Genomic DNA, 16,868 nt, shown 5'->3' with positions numbered 1-16,868 from the left:
ATTCGAGAGTATTTGCCGAGGCGAAGCTGCGGTTCTTGTCGGCCGTCGGTCGGATATCGGCTTGCGGGCGATTCCGCGGGGTGGTCGCACCGCACCGACCCGGTCGCCGACGCACACGTCGCGGGGCGGGCGCGTACCCTCGGAAGCATGCTCGCCACCGTCATCCACGCCGCCCGCGACATCCGCGTCGAAACCGTGCCCGACCCCGTCCTGTCGACCGGCGGCGATGCGATCGTGCGCGTCGTGGCGTCGTGCGTGTGCGGCTCCGACCTGTGGCCCTACCGCGGCATCACGCCGACGCGCGAGCCGCACCGCATCGGGCACGAGTTCGTCGGCGTCGTCGAGGAGGTGGGCGACGACGTCGAGCGCATCCGGGTCGGCGACTTCGTCATCGCGCCGTTCTACGTGTGCGACAACACGTGCATCAACTGCCGCAACGGCGTGAGCACGTCGTGCCTGCACGGCGGCTGGTGGGGCAGCGAGGACCGGCTCGGCGGCTTCGCCGACGGCGGCCAGGGCGAGCGCGTGCGCGTGCCGCTCGCCGACGGAACCCTCGTCGCCGTGCCCGGCCCCGTCGCCGACGAGCAGGTGCCCGGGCTCCTCACCCTCTCCGACGTCATGGGCACGGGTCACCACGCCGCCGTCTCGGCGGGCGTCGGCCCCGGCGACTCGGTCGCGGTCGTGGGCGACGGCGCCGTCGGCCTGTGCGCGATCATCGCGTCGCGCCGACTCGGTGCGACGACCATCATCGCGATGTCGCGGCATCCCGAGCGCCAGGCCCTCGCGCGCGACTTCGGCGCGACCCACATCGTCGCCGAGCGCGGCGAGGTCGGCATCACGGCCGTGCAGGAACTGACCCACGGTATCGGCGCCGACCGGGTGCTCGAGTGCGTGGGCACCAAGGAGTCGATGGACCAGGCGATCCGTTCGACCCGCCCCGGCGGCATGGTCGGCTACGTCGGCGCGCCGAACGGCGGCCCCGAGCTGCCCGTTCGGCCGCTCTTCAACCGCAACATCGGCGTGAACGGCGGCGTCGCACCGGTGCGGGGCTACATCGAGGAGCTGCTGCCCGATGTGCTTTCGGGCGCCATCGAGCCCGGGCGGGTGTTCGACCTCGAACTCCCGCTCGCCGAGGCGGCCGAGGCGTACGCCGCGATGGACGAGCGACGCGCGATCAAGGTGCTGCTGCGGCCGTAGCCGGCCCGGGTCCGGTTCAGAATTCAGGAACGGGTGCGGCGTGGCATCCGACGCACGGTTCAGAATTCAGGAACGGTTGCCTCGGGTCGGCCAGATCAGCCGCGGATCGCCGTGCCGACCAGCGCCCCAGCACGCTGCCCTCCTGAATTCGAACCCGGGGCGCACGCCGTCTTGCTGAATTCTGCCCCGGGGCACGGAGTCGCGAGTGGATGCCGCGGGGTGGATGCCCCGACGCAAGCCCGCAGAATCTGCGACATCCGCGACCGCGGCGACATCCGGAGAATGCCCTTCCATTCCGCACGCGCCTCTGCCAGCATGGCGCGATGTGCACCCCACCACGGGTGCGCCCAGAAGAAGGGACATCCAACTCCATGAGAGTGTTGAGATCCATCGCCACGACAGCCGTGTTCGCACTGGCCGTCACCGGTCTGGCAGCCGGATCCGCGATCGCCGCATCCGCCGCCCCCGACGACAGGGAGCAGCAGTACGTGGTGCTGTTCGCCGAGGGCACCTCCTCGGCCGAGGCGCAGGCGGCGGTCGAGGCGGCCGGCGGCTCGATCCTGAGCGAGAACACCGCGATCGGCGTCGCCACCGTCGTCACGACCGACGCGGAGTTCGCCGAGCAGGCGGCCGACCAGGCCGTGATCGAGGGCACCGCGCAGAACCGCGTGGTCGGCGGCGTACCCGACGACAGCGCGGCCAAGCAGAAGCTCCGCGAGGAGGCCGTCGAGCGCGAGACCCGCGTGACGCCCGAGGAGGCGGCCGCCCTCGGCAAGCCGAGCGACCCGGGCAAGCCCGTGAAGGGCGCCGAGCCGCTCGCCGACCTGCAGTGGGACATGCAGCAGATCGACGCGACGGTCGACGGCTCGTACGCCGTCGAGCGCGGCGACAAGAAGGTCACGGTCGGCATCATCGACACCGGTGTCGATGGCAGCCACCCCGACATCGCGCCGAACTTCGACAAGCACCTCAGCCGCAACTTCACGGTCGACATCCCCGTGGACGCGAACGGCGACCCGATCGACGGCGACTGCGCCGACGAGCCCGACCAGTCCTGCGAGGACCCGGCCGACGTCGACGAGAACGGCCACGGCACGCACGTCGCCTCGACGATCGGCTCGCCGATCAACGGGATCGGCATCGCGGGCGTCGCGCCCGAGGTCACCCTGGTGAACCTCCGCGCCGGTCAGGACTCGGGGTACTTCTTCCTGCAGGCCTCGGTCGACGCGCTCACCTATGCCGGCGAGAACGGAATCGACGTCGTCAACATGAGCTACTACGTCGACCCGTGGCTCTTCAACTGCACCGACCATCCGGCCGACAGCGCCGAGGACCAGGCCGAGCAGCAGACGATCATCACGGCCATGCAGCGCGCGCTCGACTTCGCGCGTGACAGTGGCGTGACGCTCGTCGCAGCGGCGGGCAACGGCGCGAGCGACTACACCAAGGTGCTCTCCGACACGTCGAGCCCCGACTTCGCGAGCGTGCCCGGCGAGGTCGCCTACGTGCGCGACCTGCTCGACCCCGAGTCGTGCATCTCGATGCCGACCGAGGGCGAGGGCGTGATCTCGGTCTCGAGCACCGGCATCTCCGAGCGCAAGTCGTACTACTCGAACTACGGTGACGGGTTCGTGGACGTCGCGGCACCCGGCGGCGACGTGTACGACACGGCTGCCGGCACCCGCGACTTCGCGGCCGGCATCCTCGCCGCCTACCCGGCGGCGCTGGCCGAGGCCGAGGGCGCCATCGACGAGAACGGCGACGTGGTGGTGCCGTGGGCGGTGAAGAGCTGCGACGAGAACGGCAAGACCTGCGCGTACTACCAGTACCTGCAGGGCACGTCGATGGCGTCGCCGCACGCGGCCGGCGTCGCGGCCCTCATCGTGAGCGCCTACGGCGAGCGCCAGCGCGGCGGGCTCACGCTCGACCCCGCCGAGGTGGAGAGCATGCTGCTCGAGTCGGCCACGGCGAAGGCCTGCCCCGACCCCGCGGCGTACACCTACACCCGCATCCTGCCGAACGGCAACGTCGTCACCGCCACGCACACGTGCGAGGGCACCGAGGAGTCGAACGGCTTCTACGGCGCGGGCATCATCAACGCGCTCGCTGCCGTCGGCGGCTGATCGGCTGAACCGGAACGGGGGCGGATGTCGCGGCTGCGGCATCCGCCCCTTCGTTCGGCGTCACCGACCGAGGGACCTTCGTCACTCGAGCGCAGACCTCACCGGCGTAGCGTCCGATACTCGAGGCACGACGAAGGGGGAATCGTCATGAAGGTGCTGGTCGCCTACGCGAGCAAGTACGGCGCGACCGAGGGCATCGCCCGACGCATCGGCGAGGGACTGCGGAAGCGAGGGCTCGAGGTCGCCGTCCTGCGATGCAAGGAAGCGGGCGAGGCATCCGGCTTCGACGCCTACGTCGTCGGGTCGGCGGCCTACGCGTTCAACTGGCGCAAGGACGCCCGGAAGTTCGTGGAGCGCAACGCCGACGAACTCGCCGCGAAGCCGACCTGGCTGTTCTCCAGCGGCCCGCTCGGAACGGAGACGGTCGACGACGAGGGAAACGACGTGCTGAAGGGCGCCGAGCCCAAGCAGTTCGGGGAGTACCGGGACCTCGTGCACCCGCGCGGCACGCAGGTGTTCCGCGGTGCGTACGACCACGACAAGATCCGCGGCCCCGACCGCATCGTCGCGTGGATGCCGGCGATCCGGGACGTCATGCCCGAGGGCGACTTCCGCGAGTGGGACGCCATCGACGCGTGGGCGTCGGCGATCGCCGACGAACTGGGAGCGTCGGCCGCTCGCCCCTGAAGCCCTACTCGCGCGCGAGCTCCTCGCGGATGGCCGCGACGAACGCGTCGATGTCGTCCTCGCTGGTGTCGAACGAGCACATCCAGCGCACCTCGCCGCGCGCGGCGTTCCAGTCGTAGAACCGGAACCGCTCGCGCAGCCGGTCGGCCACGCCCGGCGGCAGCGTCGCGAACACGCCGTTCGACTGCGTCTCCTGCGTGAAGCCGAGGCCAGGCAGTTCGCCCGCGGCGATGCCCGCGTCGAGCGCGTCGCGGAGGCGACGCGCCATGGCGTTCGCGTGCGACGCGTTGCGCAGGTACAGGTCGCCCTCGAGCAGCGCGATGAGCTGCGCCGACACGAACCGCATCTTCGACGCGAGCTGCATGTTGAGCTTGCGGAGGTACTTGAGCCCGGTGGATGCCTCGGGGTTCAGCACCACGATCGCCTCCCCGCCGAGCGCGCCGTTCTTGGTGCCGCCGAAGCTCAGCACGTCGACGCCGGCGTCGCGCGTGAAGGCCCGCAGGGGGACGCCGAGCGAGGCGGCCGCATTGGAGAGCCGGGCGCCGTCCATGTACAGCTTCATGCCGTGCCGGTGCACGTGCTCGGCGATGGTGCGGACCTCGTCGACCGAGTAGGCGGTTCCCAGTTCGGTGGTCTGCGTGATCGCGACGACGAGCGGCTGCGCGCGGTGCTCGTCGCCCCAGCCCCATGCCTCGCGGTCGATGAGCTCGGGCGTGAGCTTGCCGTCGGGCGTCGGCACCGTGAGCAGCTTGATGCCGCCGACGCGCTCGGGCGCGCCGCCCTCGTCGGAGTTGATGTGCGCCGTCGACGCACTGATCACGGCGCCCCAGCGAGGCAGCATCGACTGCAGCCCGGTGACGTTCGCGCCCGTGCCGTTGAACACCGGGAACACCTCGACGCCCTCGCCGAAGTGGTGCGCGAACACCTCCTGCAGGCGCTCGGTGTAGACGTCCTCGCCGTAGGCGACCTGGTGCCCGCCGTTCGCATTGGTGATCGCGGCGAGCACCTCGGGGTGCACGCCGGAGTAGTTGTCGGAGGCGAAGCCGCGGACGGCCGTGTCGTGGAGCTGGTTCACCGAACCATCCTCCCAGACCCCGCGGCGTCCGGTTCACGGATGGGTACCCGACCGCTGCACAGATGGGTAGCCGCACCCGATGCGGGACCGTCCGCCCGCCGCGCAGAGTCGAGATGACCACGATGCAGACGAGGAGGACAGGATCATGACCACCATGACGACTCGCAACGGAGTCGACGTCGACCAGCTGGTCGCCACCATCGAGGCGATCTCGGGCACCTCCGAGCTGGCGGAATTCACCTTCCGAGCCCGGAGCACATGGGTGGGGGGAACGCACAGCGTCGGAGAGATCTCGGGGTTCGCTCACGCCGGTGAAGAGGACACGAGCCGGACGGCGCCCTTCGTCCTGCATGGCGACGAGCCGCCGGTGCTGCTCGGCTCGAACCAGGGGCCGAACGCCGTGGAGCTCCTCCTCCAGGCGCTCGCCTTCTGCTACGCCGTCGGCTACGCGGCCAATGCGGCCGCTCGCGGCATCGAGATCACCCGGCTGGACTACGAGATCGAGGGCGATCTCGACGTGCACCGGTTCCTGGGGCTGGACGGGCCCCGGCCGGGGTTCACGAGGATCCGGGCGAAGGGCATCGTCTCCAGTCCCAACGCGACGCCGGAGGAACTCGATGACCTGTGCCGTTACGTCCAGGCCACCTCTCCGGTGCTGGACTGCCTCATCAACCCGATTCCCGTGGACACCACCCTCGAGGTGGCGTGAGCTGCGCAGGGAGGGGTGATGGCCATGAACGGAACGACGGTCGACATGATCGACCTCGAGTCCCGGGTGAAGGACATGTACCGCGCGGTCGCCGAGGATCCGTTCGGGCAGTAGCACTTCGAAGTGGGTCGAGTCCTCGCGGAGCGGCTCGGCTACCCGGCCGGCATCCTCGATCGGCTGCCGAGCGATGCCGTCGATTCCTTCGCCGGCGTGGGGTACGCCTTCGACCTCGCCCGCCTCGCGGCGGGCGAGGAGGTCCTCGACCTCGGCTCCGGCGCGGGCATGGATGCGTTCTTCGCCGCGCTGCAGGTCGGTGCGGCGGGGCGCGTCGTCGGCGTGGACATGACCGCGGCGCAACTCGAGAAGGCGCGCTCGCTGCGACAGGAGGTCGACGGCGCTGCCGTGACGTTCGTGGAGGCGCGGATCGAGAAGCTGCCGTTCCCCGACCGGAGCTTCGACGTCGTCATCTCCAACGGCGTGGTCAACCTGTCGCCCGACAAGGCGCGAGTGTTCGCCGAGGCGGCCCGCGTACTGAGACCCGGAGGCCGCCTCGCGATCTCGGACATCGTCACCGAGACGGCGCTGTCCGAGCGGATCGTCGGGAACAGCGAGCTCTGGGCGGCGTGCATCGGCGGTGCGGCACAGCAGGACGACTACCAGCGGATCATCGAGGAGCAGGGACTGCGGCTGGAGCTCATGAAGCGCAACGCCTACCGCTTCCTGTCCGAACGGTCCAGGAACGCGAGCGATCGCTACGGCGTGAAGAGCGTGTCCATCCTGGCGCGGAAGGCCGAGTCCGCGGGACGCGGCCGGCCGGGATTCGGCGGACTCTGACGTGCGCCGCCGGTATCGGACGAACGATCGCACCCCTCGTCAGGCCGGTGAGCCCCCGGTCATCGGGTGCTCACCGGCCAGACGCGCCGCCTCTCGGCGGGACGAGACGCCCAGCTTGCCCAGGATGGCCTCGACATGGTGCTCGACCGTGCGGGGCGAGAGGAACAGTCGCTCGGCGATCTCCGCGTTCGTCGAGCCGTCGGCCAGCAGGCCCAGGACCTCCAGTTGCCGCGGGGTCAGCCCGGCCGGGTCGGCGGAGGGCGCCGCCTTCGGGGCCCGCGGGATCGGGAGGCCGGCCTCGCGCATCCGCGCCAGGACCCGACGTTCGAGCGGCTCGGCGCTCAGCGCGCGGGCCGTCCGAAGGGCCTCGGTCAGCGACGCCTCGTCATCGAGGAGCGATCGCATCAGGGCCTCGTCGTAGGTCCAGCCGGCCGCGCCGAAGTGCCGAGCAGCGGTCGCGTAGTCGCCCGCCATCATGGCGGCGTACGCGGGCGGCGCCTCGCCGTCGAAGGCGAGCCGCTCGCCGGCGACGGCGGCCCACGCCGCCACCCGGGCGGCCTCGGGGCCGCTCCGGAGCGACTCCGCTCCGGCCACCTCGATGAGCCGCGCGAGCCGCGCCGCGGGCATCGGGCCTCCGCCGGTCAGTGCACGCTCCACCTGGAGTTCGAAGACCGGCCCCAGCCGCTGGATCTCCCCGGTGCGCTCGGCGGCGTCGGCGGCCGCGGTGAGCCGCTCGGCGGCGTCGGAGTCTCCGCGGCGAACCGCCAGTTCGGTCAGCACGGTCTGTGCCAGCAGCCGTGACACGGAGGCGCCCGTATCGAGCTCGACGAGCGCCAGGTGCTCGGCCTCCTCCCAGTCGCCGGCCCGCAGTCGCAGCCACGCGAGGATCACATTGAGGTAGGCGAGCAGCGTGTCGACCTGGTGCGTCTCGGCGTAGCGGCGTCCCCGCTCGCAGAACTCCAGGGATGCGGCGGGCCGCATCGCCTGCAGATCGGTGTACGCCAGGCCGAGGAGGCCGCGTACCACCTCATGGTGCTCGCCCGCCGCCATGCCCGCTTCGACGCCCTCGAGGAGGGCTGCGGTGTCGTCGACGGAGCGCTGCATCCGCACGACTCCCATCGAGACGAGCGCGTGGGCGCGCACATCGTCGGCTCCGAGCGGCACCGCGAGTTCGAGTGCGCGGCGACCCCATTCCAGTGCCTCCTCGTCGTGCGCCGACAGCATGGCCAGTTGGGCGAGGCCGCTGTAGGCCCGGGCCAGTTCCACCGACGGGCCGAGCGGCTCCAGGACCTGCACCGCCGACTCGGCCTCGCGCCACGCGGCACTCCCGTCGCCGGCGTACCAGTGCAGTCGCGAGCGGATCCGGGTGGTCCGTCCGAGTGCCATCCGGTCGCCGCTCTCGTCGGCGATGGCGACCGCCAGGTCGATGGCGTCGAGCGCCTCCTCGAGCCGGCCGACGACATAGGCCGTCCACGCGAACTCCTCCAGGAGTGCGCCCCGTTCGCCGGGCGGGTAGCGATCGGCGAACTCGACGGCCAGGTGCAGGTGCGAGTAGGCCTCGCGGTACGACGCGGCCGACGTCGCGCGGCGGGCGGCCACCGGCGTATAGGCGACGAGAGCGTCGACGTTGCCGGCCTCGGCGGCGTGGTGCACGATCTCGGCGGGATCCGCACCCCCGTCGACGAGGGCTCGCAGGATGTCCTCGTGGAGGCCGCGCCGGCGCGCCCCAGGCACGCTCGAGCGGATGGCGGTGCGGGCGAGTTCATGGCGGAATCGCACCGATCCCGGCTCGACCGACAGCAGCTCGCGACGCTCCGGCTCCTCGGCCGCCTCGGCCCACTCCGGCATGATCGCATCGAGGATCCAGGTCGGCATCCGGGTCGGCACCATGGCGACGAGCTCGACGAGCCGGCGCGACGACTCGGGGAGCCTCGAGGCGCGGCCCACCACGGCTCCGGCCACCGACGGCGGCACCGCGCCGGGCGACGACCTGATCAGCTCGCCGACGTAGAACGGGTTCCCGCCGGTCGCCGCGAAGATCTGCTCGGCATCGCCGCGCCCCCGCGCGAGCGTCGTGACCGCCGATCGCGAGAGCGGCGCCGGCCGAAGGTACACGGAGGTGCCGCCTCGGATGGCGTCGAGCGCGGTGGCGAGCGGATCGCCGGGTTCGACCTCGCCCGATCGGTAGGTGAGCACGAGCAGGGCCGGCAGCCGTGCGATGCGGCGGCCGATCACCGTGATCACGTCGATGGTCGCGTCGTCGGCCCAGTGCACGTCCTCGAGGATCAAGACCGTGGGCCGCGGACGCTCCGCAAGGAGGTCGAGGAGCAGCGCGTGGATACGGTGCGGGGGAGCCTCGGAGCGGAGCGCGTCGGCGAGCTCGCCCGTGAGGGCGAGATCCCTGAGCGGCCCGAGCGGCCGTGGAACGGAGAGGTCGTCGCACGTCCCGGTGAGGAACCTGGCGCGCTCGCCATGGTCGCGCATGAACTGCGAGACGAGGGCGGACTTGCCGATGCCGGGCTCCCCCGTCACGAGGACCGTCGAGCCGCGGCCCTCGCGCGCGTCTTCCAGCGCCTGCGCCAGGGCCTCGAGTGGGCCCTCGCGCTCGAGAAGCTCCATCGCTCGATGGTAGCCCGCGGGCCGACCGACCGGCCGTGCGACGGGTCTCGGCGATCCATCGCGAGGCGGAGGTCTTCCGGATGTCGGACGCCGTGGCTACCCTCGCAAAGGTGACCGGATCCATGGGGGGTTCTGACGCGGCGGGGGTCGAGTCGACGACGGGCGTGAACCCGCCGCCCGACGGCATGCGCACGTTCCTGCACGTGCTCGCCAACACCATGATCGCGAACGTCACGACCAGCTTCCTCTGGTTCGCGCTGACGTTCTGGGTGTACCTCGAGACACGCTCGGTGCTCGCGACCGGCATCATCGGCGGGGCGTACATGCTGCTCATCGCGGTCTTCAGCATCGCGTTCGGCACCATCGTCGACCGGCACCGCAAGCACCGGGTGATGGTGCTCTCGAGCGTCGTCACGCTCATCGCGTTCGCCGTGGGCGGCCTGCTGTACCTCATGCAGCCCGAGTCCGTGCTCGTCGACCTGGGCGGGCCGTGGTTCTGGCTGTTCGCGGGCGTCATCCTGTTCGGCTCGGTCGTCGAGAACATGCGCAACATCGCGCTGTCGACGACCGTCACGCTGCTCGTGCCGGTCGACCGGCACGCGAACGCGAACGGCATGGTCGGCACCGTGCAGGGCATCGCGTTCATCATCACGAGCGTGTTCAGCGGCCTCGCGATCGGGCTGCTCGGCATGGGCTGGACGCTCGTCATCGCCATCGTCGCGACCCTCGTCGCGCTCGCGCACCTGCTCTTCGTGCGCATCCCCGAGGCGCACCCGGTGGCCGATGGCGACCGGGCCGGGGCCGTCGACCTCCGCGGCAGCATCGCCGCGGTCCGGGCCGCGCCGGGCCTCTTCGCGCTCATCATCTTCTCGACGTTCAACAACCTCATCGGCGGCGCCTACGTCGCGCTCATGGACCCGTACGGCCTCACGCTGTTCCCCGTCGAACTGTGGGGTGTCGTGCTCGGCGTCACGTCGACGGGGTTCATCGTCGGCGGCATCGTGATCGCGAAATGGGGACTGGGGCGCAACCCGATCCGCACCCTGCTCCTGGTCGTCATCGGCATGGGAGTGCTCGGTGCGCTGTTCACGATCCGGGAGTGGTGGCCGCTGTACGCGATCGGCATCTGGGTCTACATGCTGCTCATCCCCGCGGTGGAGGCGGCCGAGCAGACCGTCATCCAGAGGGTCGTGCCCTATCGACGTCAGGGGCGCGTCTTCGGATTCGCACAGGCCTTCGAGGCGGCGGCCGCACCGATCACCGCGTTCCTCATCGCGCCGATCGCCGAGTTCTGGATCATCCCGTACATGGAGACCGCCGGTGGGCGTGCCACGTGGGGATGGCTGCTCGGCGAGGGCGACGCGCGCGGAATCGCGCTCGTCTTCCTGATCAGCGGGCTCGTCCTGGTGGCGTTCGCCCTGATCGCGTTCGGCACCCGCTCCTACCGGCTCCTGTCGGCGGAGTTCCAGCGTCGCGGTCCCGCCGAGCCGGAGGTCGCGGCGGAGGCATCCGGCACCGCACCCGCGCAGCGCACGACGTAGCGGACGCTGACGACGCTGCCGGCCGCGCCTCGAAGAAGTCGAGGCCGCCGTCGGGGTCGGCGGCGTACCCGTCGGCGGTGACCACCTGCTCGACGAGGACGCGGCTGGTCACGGCGCCACGTCCTTCGCGAGGTGCTCGGCGAGCAGGTCGAACGCGGAGTCCCACCCGTCGTGGGCGCTCTCGTCGCCGGGTCGTGATCGGATGGCCGGCACCGAAGGATGCCGCGGCGAGGTGCCGCGGCATCCGCCCACGTCAGCGGGCGAGCGCCTTCGACTTCAGGAGGTCGTACTCGCCCTGGCTGATGGTCCCGGCATCGAGCAGCGACTTCGCCTTCGCGATCTCGTCGGTCGGGCTCGCGCCCGCGACCTCGCGGATGTAGTCGTCCTGCGCCGTCCGGACGCGCCCAGCCTCTCGGCCCGAACGCTCCGACATCCCCCGCCCACGCGCGATGAGGTACACGAGCGCGGAGATGAACGGGAAGAAGACGAGCGCGACGACCCACACGGCCTTCGCCCACCCGTTCAGCCCGTGGTCGCGGAAGACGTCGACGAAGATCGAGATCAGCACCATCAGGTACGCCACGAAGACGTACACCCAGAAGAACCACCAGAACAGATCCCAGAACCCGGTCATGTCGACCTCCACTCGTTTCTACCTCGCACCCAGTCGACACCCGTTCGAGCGGGGACCGCGGGACGAAGGGCCCGCGGCCTCGGGGTGGTGAGCGGAGGTCGCGGCGGAGGCATCCGGCACCGCACCCGCTCAGCGCACGACGTAGCGGACGCTGACGACGCCGCCCGGCCGCGCCTCGACGTGGTCGAGCTCCAGCCGGCGGTCGCCGACGTCGGCGGGCGTGAATGAGCGGCCGTCGCCGATCAGCACCGGCACGATGCGCAGGTGCAACTCGTCGACGAGCCCGGCGCGGAGCAGCGCGTCCGCGAGCGTGAGGCTGCCCCACACGATGACGGCGTCGAACCGCTGCTTCAGGGCAGCCGCCGCGTCGGCACCCTCGCCTCGGAGGATCTCGATCCGCCCACGTCCCCATGGAGCCTCCGCCAGCGTGTTCGACACCACGAACTTCGGCAGTCGGTTGATGGGCTCTGCGATCCGCTCGGCCTCGGGATCGACCTCCGGCCAGTAGTCGGCGAACATGCGGTAGGTCGTGGCGCCGAAGAGGATCGCGTCGGCCTGCGAGACGTAGTCGAGTTGCTCGGCGTCGTTGAGGTCGATCTCGCCGTTCTCGCCGGGACGCACGAGGGCCTCGAAGAACTCGATGCCGCCGTCGGGTTCGGCCGCGTATCCGTCGGCCGTGATCACCTGCTCGACGATGAGGCGACCCGTCATGGGGCACCGCCGTTCCGACGCTGCTCCGCGACATGCTCGGCGAGCAGGTCGAACGCGGAGTCCCATCCGTCGTAGACGTTCTCGTCGCCCGGCCGGCCATCCCAGCCGAGCAGGTGGAACAGCATCTCGGTGCGGTCGTCGGGGAGCTCGCGCAGGGTCACGGTGACGACCGGCGCGGTCGCGTCGTCGTCGCCGGGCGACGCCCAGGTGAACACGAGCCGCTCGGGCTCGGCGACCTCGCGGTAGACGCCTTCGGTGGGGTACTCCGAGCCGTCGGCGTCGTCGACCATCGTGTAGGCGTAGCGACCGCCGACGCGCAGGTCGAGGGCGACGCTGCCGGGCTTGATCGAGATGCCGCGAGGGTGCCACCAGTTCGCGGCATCCGCACGCTCGGTCCAGGCCCGCCAGACCAACTCGCGGGGCGCGTCGAAGACGCGCGTGATGGTGAACTGCGGCGCGGTCCGCGACTGCGCGGCCTCGGTCACCGGCATGTGCTGCTCGGTCATGATCTCTCCTTCATCCGGCGGAGGTGCTCGTCGAGCAGGTCGAAGCGCTCGTTCCACTCGCCGCGGTGGCGCTCGACCCATTCGGATGCCTCGTCCAGGGGCTCGGTGCGCAGCGTGCACGTGCGCCACTGCGCCGTGGTGGTGCGCTCGATGAGCCCGGCGCGCTCGAGCACCCTGAGGTGCTGCGAGATCGCGGGACGGCTCATCGCGAACGGTTCGGCCAGTTCGCCCACCGTCGTCGGCCCGCTGTGCAGGCGCGAGAGGATCGCGCGCCTGGTCGGGTCGGCGAGCGCATGGAAGACGAGGCTGAGCTCGTCGTTCGCGCCTGCCATGTAAGCAACTCCTTAATTAATAATGTGCTTAAACATACGAGCGAGCGGATGCCGCGTCAACCCCGAGACGGCACAATCGGAGGATGGCAAACCACGTGCGGAACCTGCAGACAGCCCTCGACTCGTTCACCGATCATTGGCAGCCGCGCCGGCTCGTCAGCGTCAACGACTACGACGTGAAGGTCGTGAAGGTGCTCGGCGAGTTCACGTGGCACAGCCATCCCGAGACCGACGAGCTGTTCATGGTGCTCTCGGGGGAGCTGGTGATCCAGCAGCGCGACGAAGACGGAGGAGACGTCGTGCTCGGCCCCGGCGACGTCTACGTCGTGCCGCGCGGCGTCGAGCACTGCCCGCGCGCCGACGGCGAGGTGTCGGCACTCCTCATCGAGCCGCAGGGCACGGTGAACACGGGCGACACCCCGAGCGAGCGCACCGCCGTACTGCGCGAGCTCGACTGACGTCCGGCCCGTCAGTCCTCGCGACACGTCCGATCGGCCGGCTCCTCGAACGACGGAACGGCCCGAGCCTCGGCCGCTTCGGCCGTGTCGGCGACCCCGTTCTCGGCGATGTCGTCGATGAGCCATTCCATCTCGGAGATCTCCCGCCGCTGAGCCTCGCTGATCTCGACGGCGAGCTCGCAGACCCGGAGGTCCTCGTTCTGGAAGCGTTCGGAGCGCGTGATCGCCAGGGAGTGATGAGGGATCATCGCGCGCATGAACGACGCGTCGTCCACGGTCGCCTGGGTGCGATCGAGGGCGATTCCGCCCCCGATGAGGAGCAGGCTCGCCGCGATGACCGCGATGTTGCCCTTCACGCTCCTGTACATGCCGAGCATCCACGCCAGCATGACCAGTCCCATGGTGCCGCCCATCGTGATCGCCATGAACACGCGGCTCTGGCTGAACCGGATGTGGCTCCACTCCCATGAGCCGGCGAACATCACGAAGTACATGACGACCATCGAGGTCAGGATCATCGCCCCGAACTGCAGGTACATCTTCAGGGTGTGCCGCGACGACTCGCGTTCCGACCCCTCATGACCGCCCTGGTGTGCTCCGCCTTCCGTGTTCTTCGTCGACATCGTCGGCCTCCCGTCTTGTGCCGGTGCGTTTCGATCCGTCACCCCCATGCGACTCGGTGAGGCGGGCGACGGCAAGGCGTTGCGCCGCCGCCGCGGGGTCTGGTAGTCGCGCTCGTCGTGGTTGCGGACGGGAGGATCCGCGTTCGTGAGGCGCGACGACGAGTGGGAGGATGCCGCAGGCGGGCCGCCGCGGCATCCGTGCCGTCAGGCCGCGCTCGTGCGGTCGCCGGCGCGTCGCTTCAGGAAGACGAGCGGCAGCAGCCAGGCGCCGAGTGCCGTGATGATCCACACGACGAGCGTCGCGAGCACCCAGGTCACGGCGTCGTCGACGCGGATCCCGCTGGGGAAGAGCGATGCGATGAGGAGCGCGACGAACGTGGAGACGAGCCCGATGCCCCCGAGGATGGCGGAGGCGTACTTGCGCGCCATGTTGAAGATGAACGGGGCGAGCACGGCCTGCGCGACCGTGAACACGAGGATCGCCACCAGGAAGCCGCCCCACTCGATGTGGAAGCCGGGCAGGATCCACATCGCGATGAGCAGGCCGAGCGCCGCGGTCACGAGGGAGATGAGGATGCGGATCAGGAAGCGCAGCATGACGCGAGGCTATCGGCCGTGCGGAGGGCGGTCAACGAGGGCGGATCGGCCGGATCCGTTGCCAGTGACGGTGGCCGGGAGCAAGATGATCGGGTGACCCGCTCGAGGCTTCCGTGACCGCCGCAGCGCGACGCGCCCCCACCGCACGGGGCGTGCAGGCCGTCTACTACACGCTGACGCTCGGCAATACCCTCGCGGCGTCCTTCATCTGGGGCATCAATACGCTGTTCCTCCTCGACGCCGGGCTCACCAACCTCGAGGCGTTCGCCGCCAACGCGTTCTTCAGTGCCGGCATGTTCCTCTTCGAGATCCCGACGGGGGTCGTCGCCGACACCCTCGGCCGCCGCGCCTCCTACCTGCTCGGCACGATCACCCTCGCCGTGACCACGGTGCTCTACTGGCTGCTGTGGGTGTGGCAGTCCCCGTTCTGGGCGTGGGCGATCGTCTCGGTCCTGCTGGGGCTCGGGTTCACCTTCTTCTCGGGTGCCGTCGACGCGTGGCTCGTCGACGCCCTGCACGCGACCGAGTACCGCGGGAGCCTCGAGGCCGTGTTCGGCCGCGCCATGATCGTGGGGAGCGCCGCCATGCTCGTCGGATCGGTGCTCGGCGGCGTCGTGGCGCAGCTCACCGACCTCGGCGTGCCGTTCCTGCTCAGGGCCGGCGTGCTGGTGCTCATGCTCATCGTCGCCGGGCTGCTCATGCGCGATCTCGGGTTCACGCCCGAGCGCGGCGCCGGGCCGATCAAAGCCACGGGCAACGTGCTGCGAGCGTCGATCCGCTACGGCCTCGGCAACCCCCCGGTGCGCTGGCTGATGTTCACCACGCCGTTCATCACCGGCGTCGGGTTCTATGTCTTCTACGCGCTCCAGCCGTATCTCCTCGAACTCTGGGGCGACGAGGGCGCGTATTCGATCGCGGGGCTCGCGGCAGCCCTCCTCTCGGGCGCGGGCATCGTGGGCGGACTCCTCGCGCCGTACGTGCGCCGACTGTTCAAGAAGCGCACGTCGGCCATCCTGCTCGCCACGGTGTCGAGCGCCATCGTGCTCGTGGCGCTCGCCTTCACGACGAACTTCTGGGTCGCGATCGCGCTCGTCGCCGCGTGGGGCATCGCGTCGTCGATCGACGACCCGGTGCACCGGGCGTACCTCAACGACATGATCCCGTCGAAGCAGCGGGCCACCGTGCTCTCGTTCGACTCGCTGCTCGGCAGCGCGGGGGGCGCCGTCTTCCAGCCGATCCTCGGACGCTCGGCGGATCTCGGCGGCTACGGTGCCTCGATGCTCTGGAGCGGCGTGATCGCGGCTGTGGCCGCGCCGTTCGTGCTCCTCAGCCGAGCGCAGAAGCCACCCGCCGATACGGCCCGCGAGGTCACGCCGACCGAGTCGACGCCGGGCGAGACGCCGCCCGGCGACGGCCCGGCGACGGATGCCTCGTTGCCGCCCGTGTGACGGTTTCGTCACGCTCATGACGTGACCCTTTCGAGGGGCATCGATCGTGGATAACATGTCGGGCACACACGGGCCGTGGGCGGTCACGGGTGGCGGGGAGGAGGCGCGATGCGAAAGGTCCTCCTGCTCGGCCTCGGGGTCACGGCGACACTCGTGGCGGCCATCTTCGTCGGCGCCGCGGCCGCGACGACGGGCGCCCCGGTCTTCTACGACGCCCGGTACCGCACCCCGGTGACCACTGACCACGAGGCCTACGACGTCGGCGCCGGCGAGTCGGGCGGGCAGGCTCCGGGCGCTCCGGTCGACGATGCGGAGCAGGCGGTCGCCGACGGGGCGCCGCTCCCCGATGCGCCGGAGGCGTCGGTCGCCCCCACTCCGACGACGGGGCCGTCGAGCCCGCCGTCGCCGAGCCCGCCGTCATCGCCCGACTCCGACCACGAGGCATCCGACGACATCGACGCCGAGTCGGGGGCGCCCGTCATGGGGCCGACGCCCGAGGAGAAGCAGCGTTGGCTCGCGTTCCAGCAGGTCGTGCGCGACTGCATGGCCCGCGCAGGGCAGGAGTACCTGTACTGGGAGTGGTGGAACCCCGGCCCCGACACGTCGAACCGGTTCCCCGCGATGCCGGCCGACCTCACGCCAGACGAGGTCGCCGCGTGGCAGCTCGCCCTCGAGGGGGACGCCGGCACGGGCGACGACTATCGCTGGCAGGACGCCGGGTGCTGGGGCCGTGCCGTGCAGATCACGGGGGGCAGGCGCTGACGACGGCGGCGC

17 protein-coding genes are annotated in these 16,868 nt (G+C 70.7%); 9 read left to right on the top strand and 8 right to left on the bottom strand.

The window, feature by feature from the left end:
• The first annotated feature begins 147 nt into the window (after positions 1-147).
• From EZM51_RS07565 to EZM51_RS07555, 3 genes are all read left to right on the top strand, one after another.
• The gene (locus tag EZM51_RS07565) at positions 148-1,197 is read left to right on the top strand and encodes a zinc-dependent alcohol dehydrogenase family protein (protein WP_136707626.1); all 1,050 of its coding nucleotides are present in this window, start codon (positions 148-150) and stop codon (positions 1,195-1,197) included.
• A gap of 371 nt (positions 1,198-1,568) precedes the next feature.
• Positions 1,569-3,320, top strand: coding sequence for a S8 family serine peptidase (locus EZM51_RS07560; protein ID WP_136707625.1), 1,752 nt, complete (start codon positions 1,569-1,571; stop codon positions 3,318-3,320).
• A gap of 147 nt (positions 3,321-3,467) precedes the next feature.
• Positions 3,468-4,007 carry a flavodoxin domain-containing protein gene (locus tag EZM51_RS07555; RefSeq protein WP_169053822.1) on the top strand — a complete coding sequence of 180 codons (540 nt, stop codon included), beginning with the start codon at positions 3,468-3,470 and terminating at the stop codon, positions 4,005-4,007.
• A gap of 4 nt (positions 4,008-4,011) precedes the next feature.
• Here EZM51_RS07555 and EZM51_RS07550 read toward each other — a convergent pair whose 3' ends face one another.
• A complete protein-coding gene (locus EZM51_RS07550; protein ID WP_136707623.1) occupies positions 4,012-5,082 on the bottom strand; it encodes a low specificity L-threonine aldolase in 1,071 nt (356 codons plus the stop codon).
• A gap of 145 nt (positions 5,083-5,227) precedes the next feature.
• Between EZM51_RS07550 and EZM51_RS07545 the strand changes: the two genes are divergently transcribed.
• Positions 5,228-5,791, top strand: a complete 564-nt coding sequence (locus tag EZM51_RS07545; RefSeq protein ID WP_136707622.1) for an OsmC family protein — start codon at positions 5,228-5,230, stop codon at positions 5,789-5,791.
• A gap of 123 nt (positions 5,792-5,914) precedes the next feature.
• Entirely contained in the window at positions 5,915-6,625 is a 711-nt protein-coding gene (locus EZM51_RS07540) for a methyltransferase domain-containing protein (RefSeq protein ID WP_248305514.1), read from the top strand.
• A 39-nt stretch (positions 6,626-6,664) separates the two neighbouring features.
• Here EZM51_RS07540 and EZM51_RS21210 read toward each other — a convergent pair whose 3' ends face one another.
• The gene (locus tag EZM51_RS21210; protein WP_136707621.1) at positions 6,665-9,244 is read right to left on the bottom strand and encodes a LuxR family transcriptional regulator; all 2,580 of its coding nucleotides are present in this window, start codon (positions 9,242-9,244) and stop codon (positions 6,665-6,667) included.
• 185 nt (positions 9,245-9,429) lie between these two features.
• On the opposite strand from EZM51_RS21210, the gene EZM51_RS07530 reads away from it, so the two are divergent.
• Positions 9,430-10,785, top strand: a complete 1,356-nt coding sequence (locus EZM51_RS07530) for an MFS transporter (RefSeq protein WP_136707754.1) — start codon at positions 9,430-9,432, stop codon at positions 10,783-10,785.
• A 253-nt stretch (positions 10,786-11,038) separates the two neighbouring features.
• Here the strand turns inward: EZM51_RS07530 and EZM51_RS07525 are convergent, their stop codons facing one another.
• The 4 genes from EZM51_RS07525 to EZM51_RS07510 all read right to left on the bottom strand — a co-directional run bounded on the left by EZM51_RS07525 (position 11,039) and on the right by EZM51_RS07510 (position 12,968).
• Positions 11,039-11,419: an SHOCT domain-containing protein gene (locus tag EZM51_RS07525; RefSeq protein WP_136707620.1), complete on the bottom strand. Its 381-nt coding sequence runs from the start codon at positions 11,417-11,419 to the stop codon at positions 11,039-11,041.
• Between the two features lie 129 nt (positions 11,420-11,548).
• Positions 11,549-12,130 carry a dihydrofolate reductase family protein gene (locus tag EZM51_RS07520; RefSeq protein WP_169053821.1) on the bottom strand — a complete coding sequence of 194 codons (582 nt, stop codon included), beginning with the start codon at positions 12,128-12,130 and terminating at the stop codon, positions 11,549-11,551.
• On the bottom strand, positions 12,127-12,636 hold the full coding sequence (locus tag EZM51_RS07515) for an SRPBCC domain-containing protein (protein ID WP_248305513.1): 510 nt from the start codon (positions 12,634-12,636) through the stop codon (positions 12,127-12,129). The genes EZM51_RS07520 and EZM51_RS07515 overlap by 4 nt, the downstream gene beginning before the upstream one ends.
• Positions 12,633-12,968: a metalloregulator ArsR/SmtB family transcription factor gene (locus EZM51_RS07510; RefSeq protein WP_136707618.1), complete on the bottom strand. Its 336-nt coding sequence runs from the start codon at positions 12,966-12,968 to the stop codon at positions 12,633-12,635. Before EZM51_RS07510 ends, EZM51_RS07515 begins: the two co-directional genes overlap by 4 nt.
• Positions 12,969-13,051: 83 nt before the next feature.
• Between EZM51_RS07510 and EZM51_RS07505 the strand changes: the two genes are divergently transcribed.
• Positions 13,052-13,426, top strand: a complete 375-nt coding sequence (locus tag EZM51_RS07505) for a cupin domain-containing protein (RefSeq protein ID WP_136707617.1) — start codon at positions 13,052-13,054, stop codon at positions 13,424-13,426.
• Positions 13,427-13,437: 11 nt separating this feature from the next.
• Here EZM51_RS07505 and EZM51_RS07500 read toward each other — a convergent pair whose 3' ends face one another.
• Together EZM51_RS07500 and EZM51_RS07495 are read right to left on the bottom strand one after the other, a co-directional pair.
• Entirely contained in the window at positions 13,438-14,049 is a 612-nt protein-coding gene (locus tag EZM51_RS07500) for a DUF305 domain-containing protein (protein WP_211195845.1), read from the bottom strand.
• Positions 14,050-14,253: 204 nt separating this feature from the next.
• Positions 14,254-14,646 carry a phage holin family protein gene (locus EZM51_RS07495; RefSeq protein ID WP_136707616.1) on the bottom strand — a complete coding sequence of 131 codons (393 nt, stop codon included), beginning with the start codon at positions 14,644-14,646 and terminating at the stop codon, positions 14,254-14,256.
• Positions 14,647-14,759: 113 nt separating this feature from the next.
• Between EZM51_RS07495 and EZM51_RS07490 the strand changes: the two genes are divergently transcribed.
• The gene (locus tag EZM51_RS07490; protein ID WP_169053820.1) at positions 14,760-16,094 is read left to right on the top strand and encodes an MFS transporter; all 1,335 of its coding nucleotides are present in this window, start codon (positions 14,760-14,762) and stop codon (positions 16,092-16,094) included.
• Between the two features lie 108 nt (positions 16,095-16,202).
• Positions 16,203-16,856 (top strand): hypothetical protein, encoded by a 654-nt coding sequence (locus tag EZM51_RS07485; protein ID WP_136707615.1) that lies wholly within the window; start codon positions 16,203-16,205, stop codon positions 16,854-16,856.
• Positions 16,857-16,868: the final 12 nt, after the last annotated feature.

It is taken from the genome of Agromyces sp. H66 (genome assembly GCF_004959775.1).
Lineage (GTDB): Bacteria > Actinomycetota > Actinomycetes > Actinomycetales > Microbacteriaceae > Agromyces.
The sequence above is the reverse complement of the archived record's forward strand: the minus strand, read 5'-3'. Positions and strand labels throughout refer to the sequence as shown.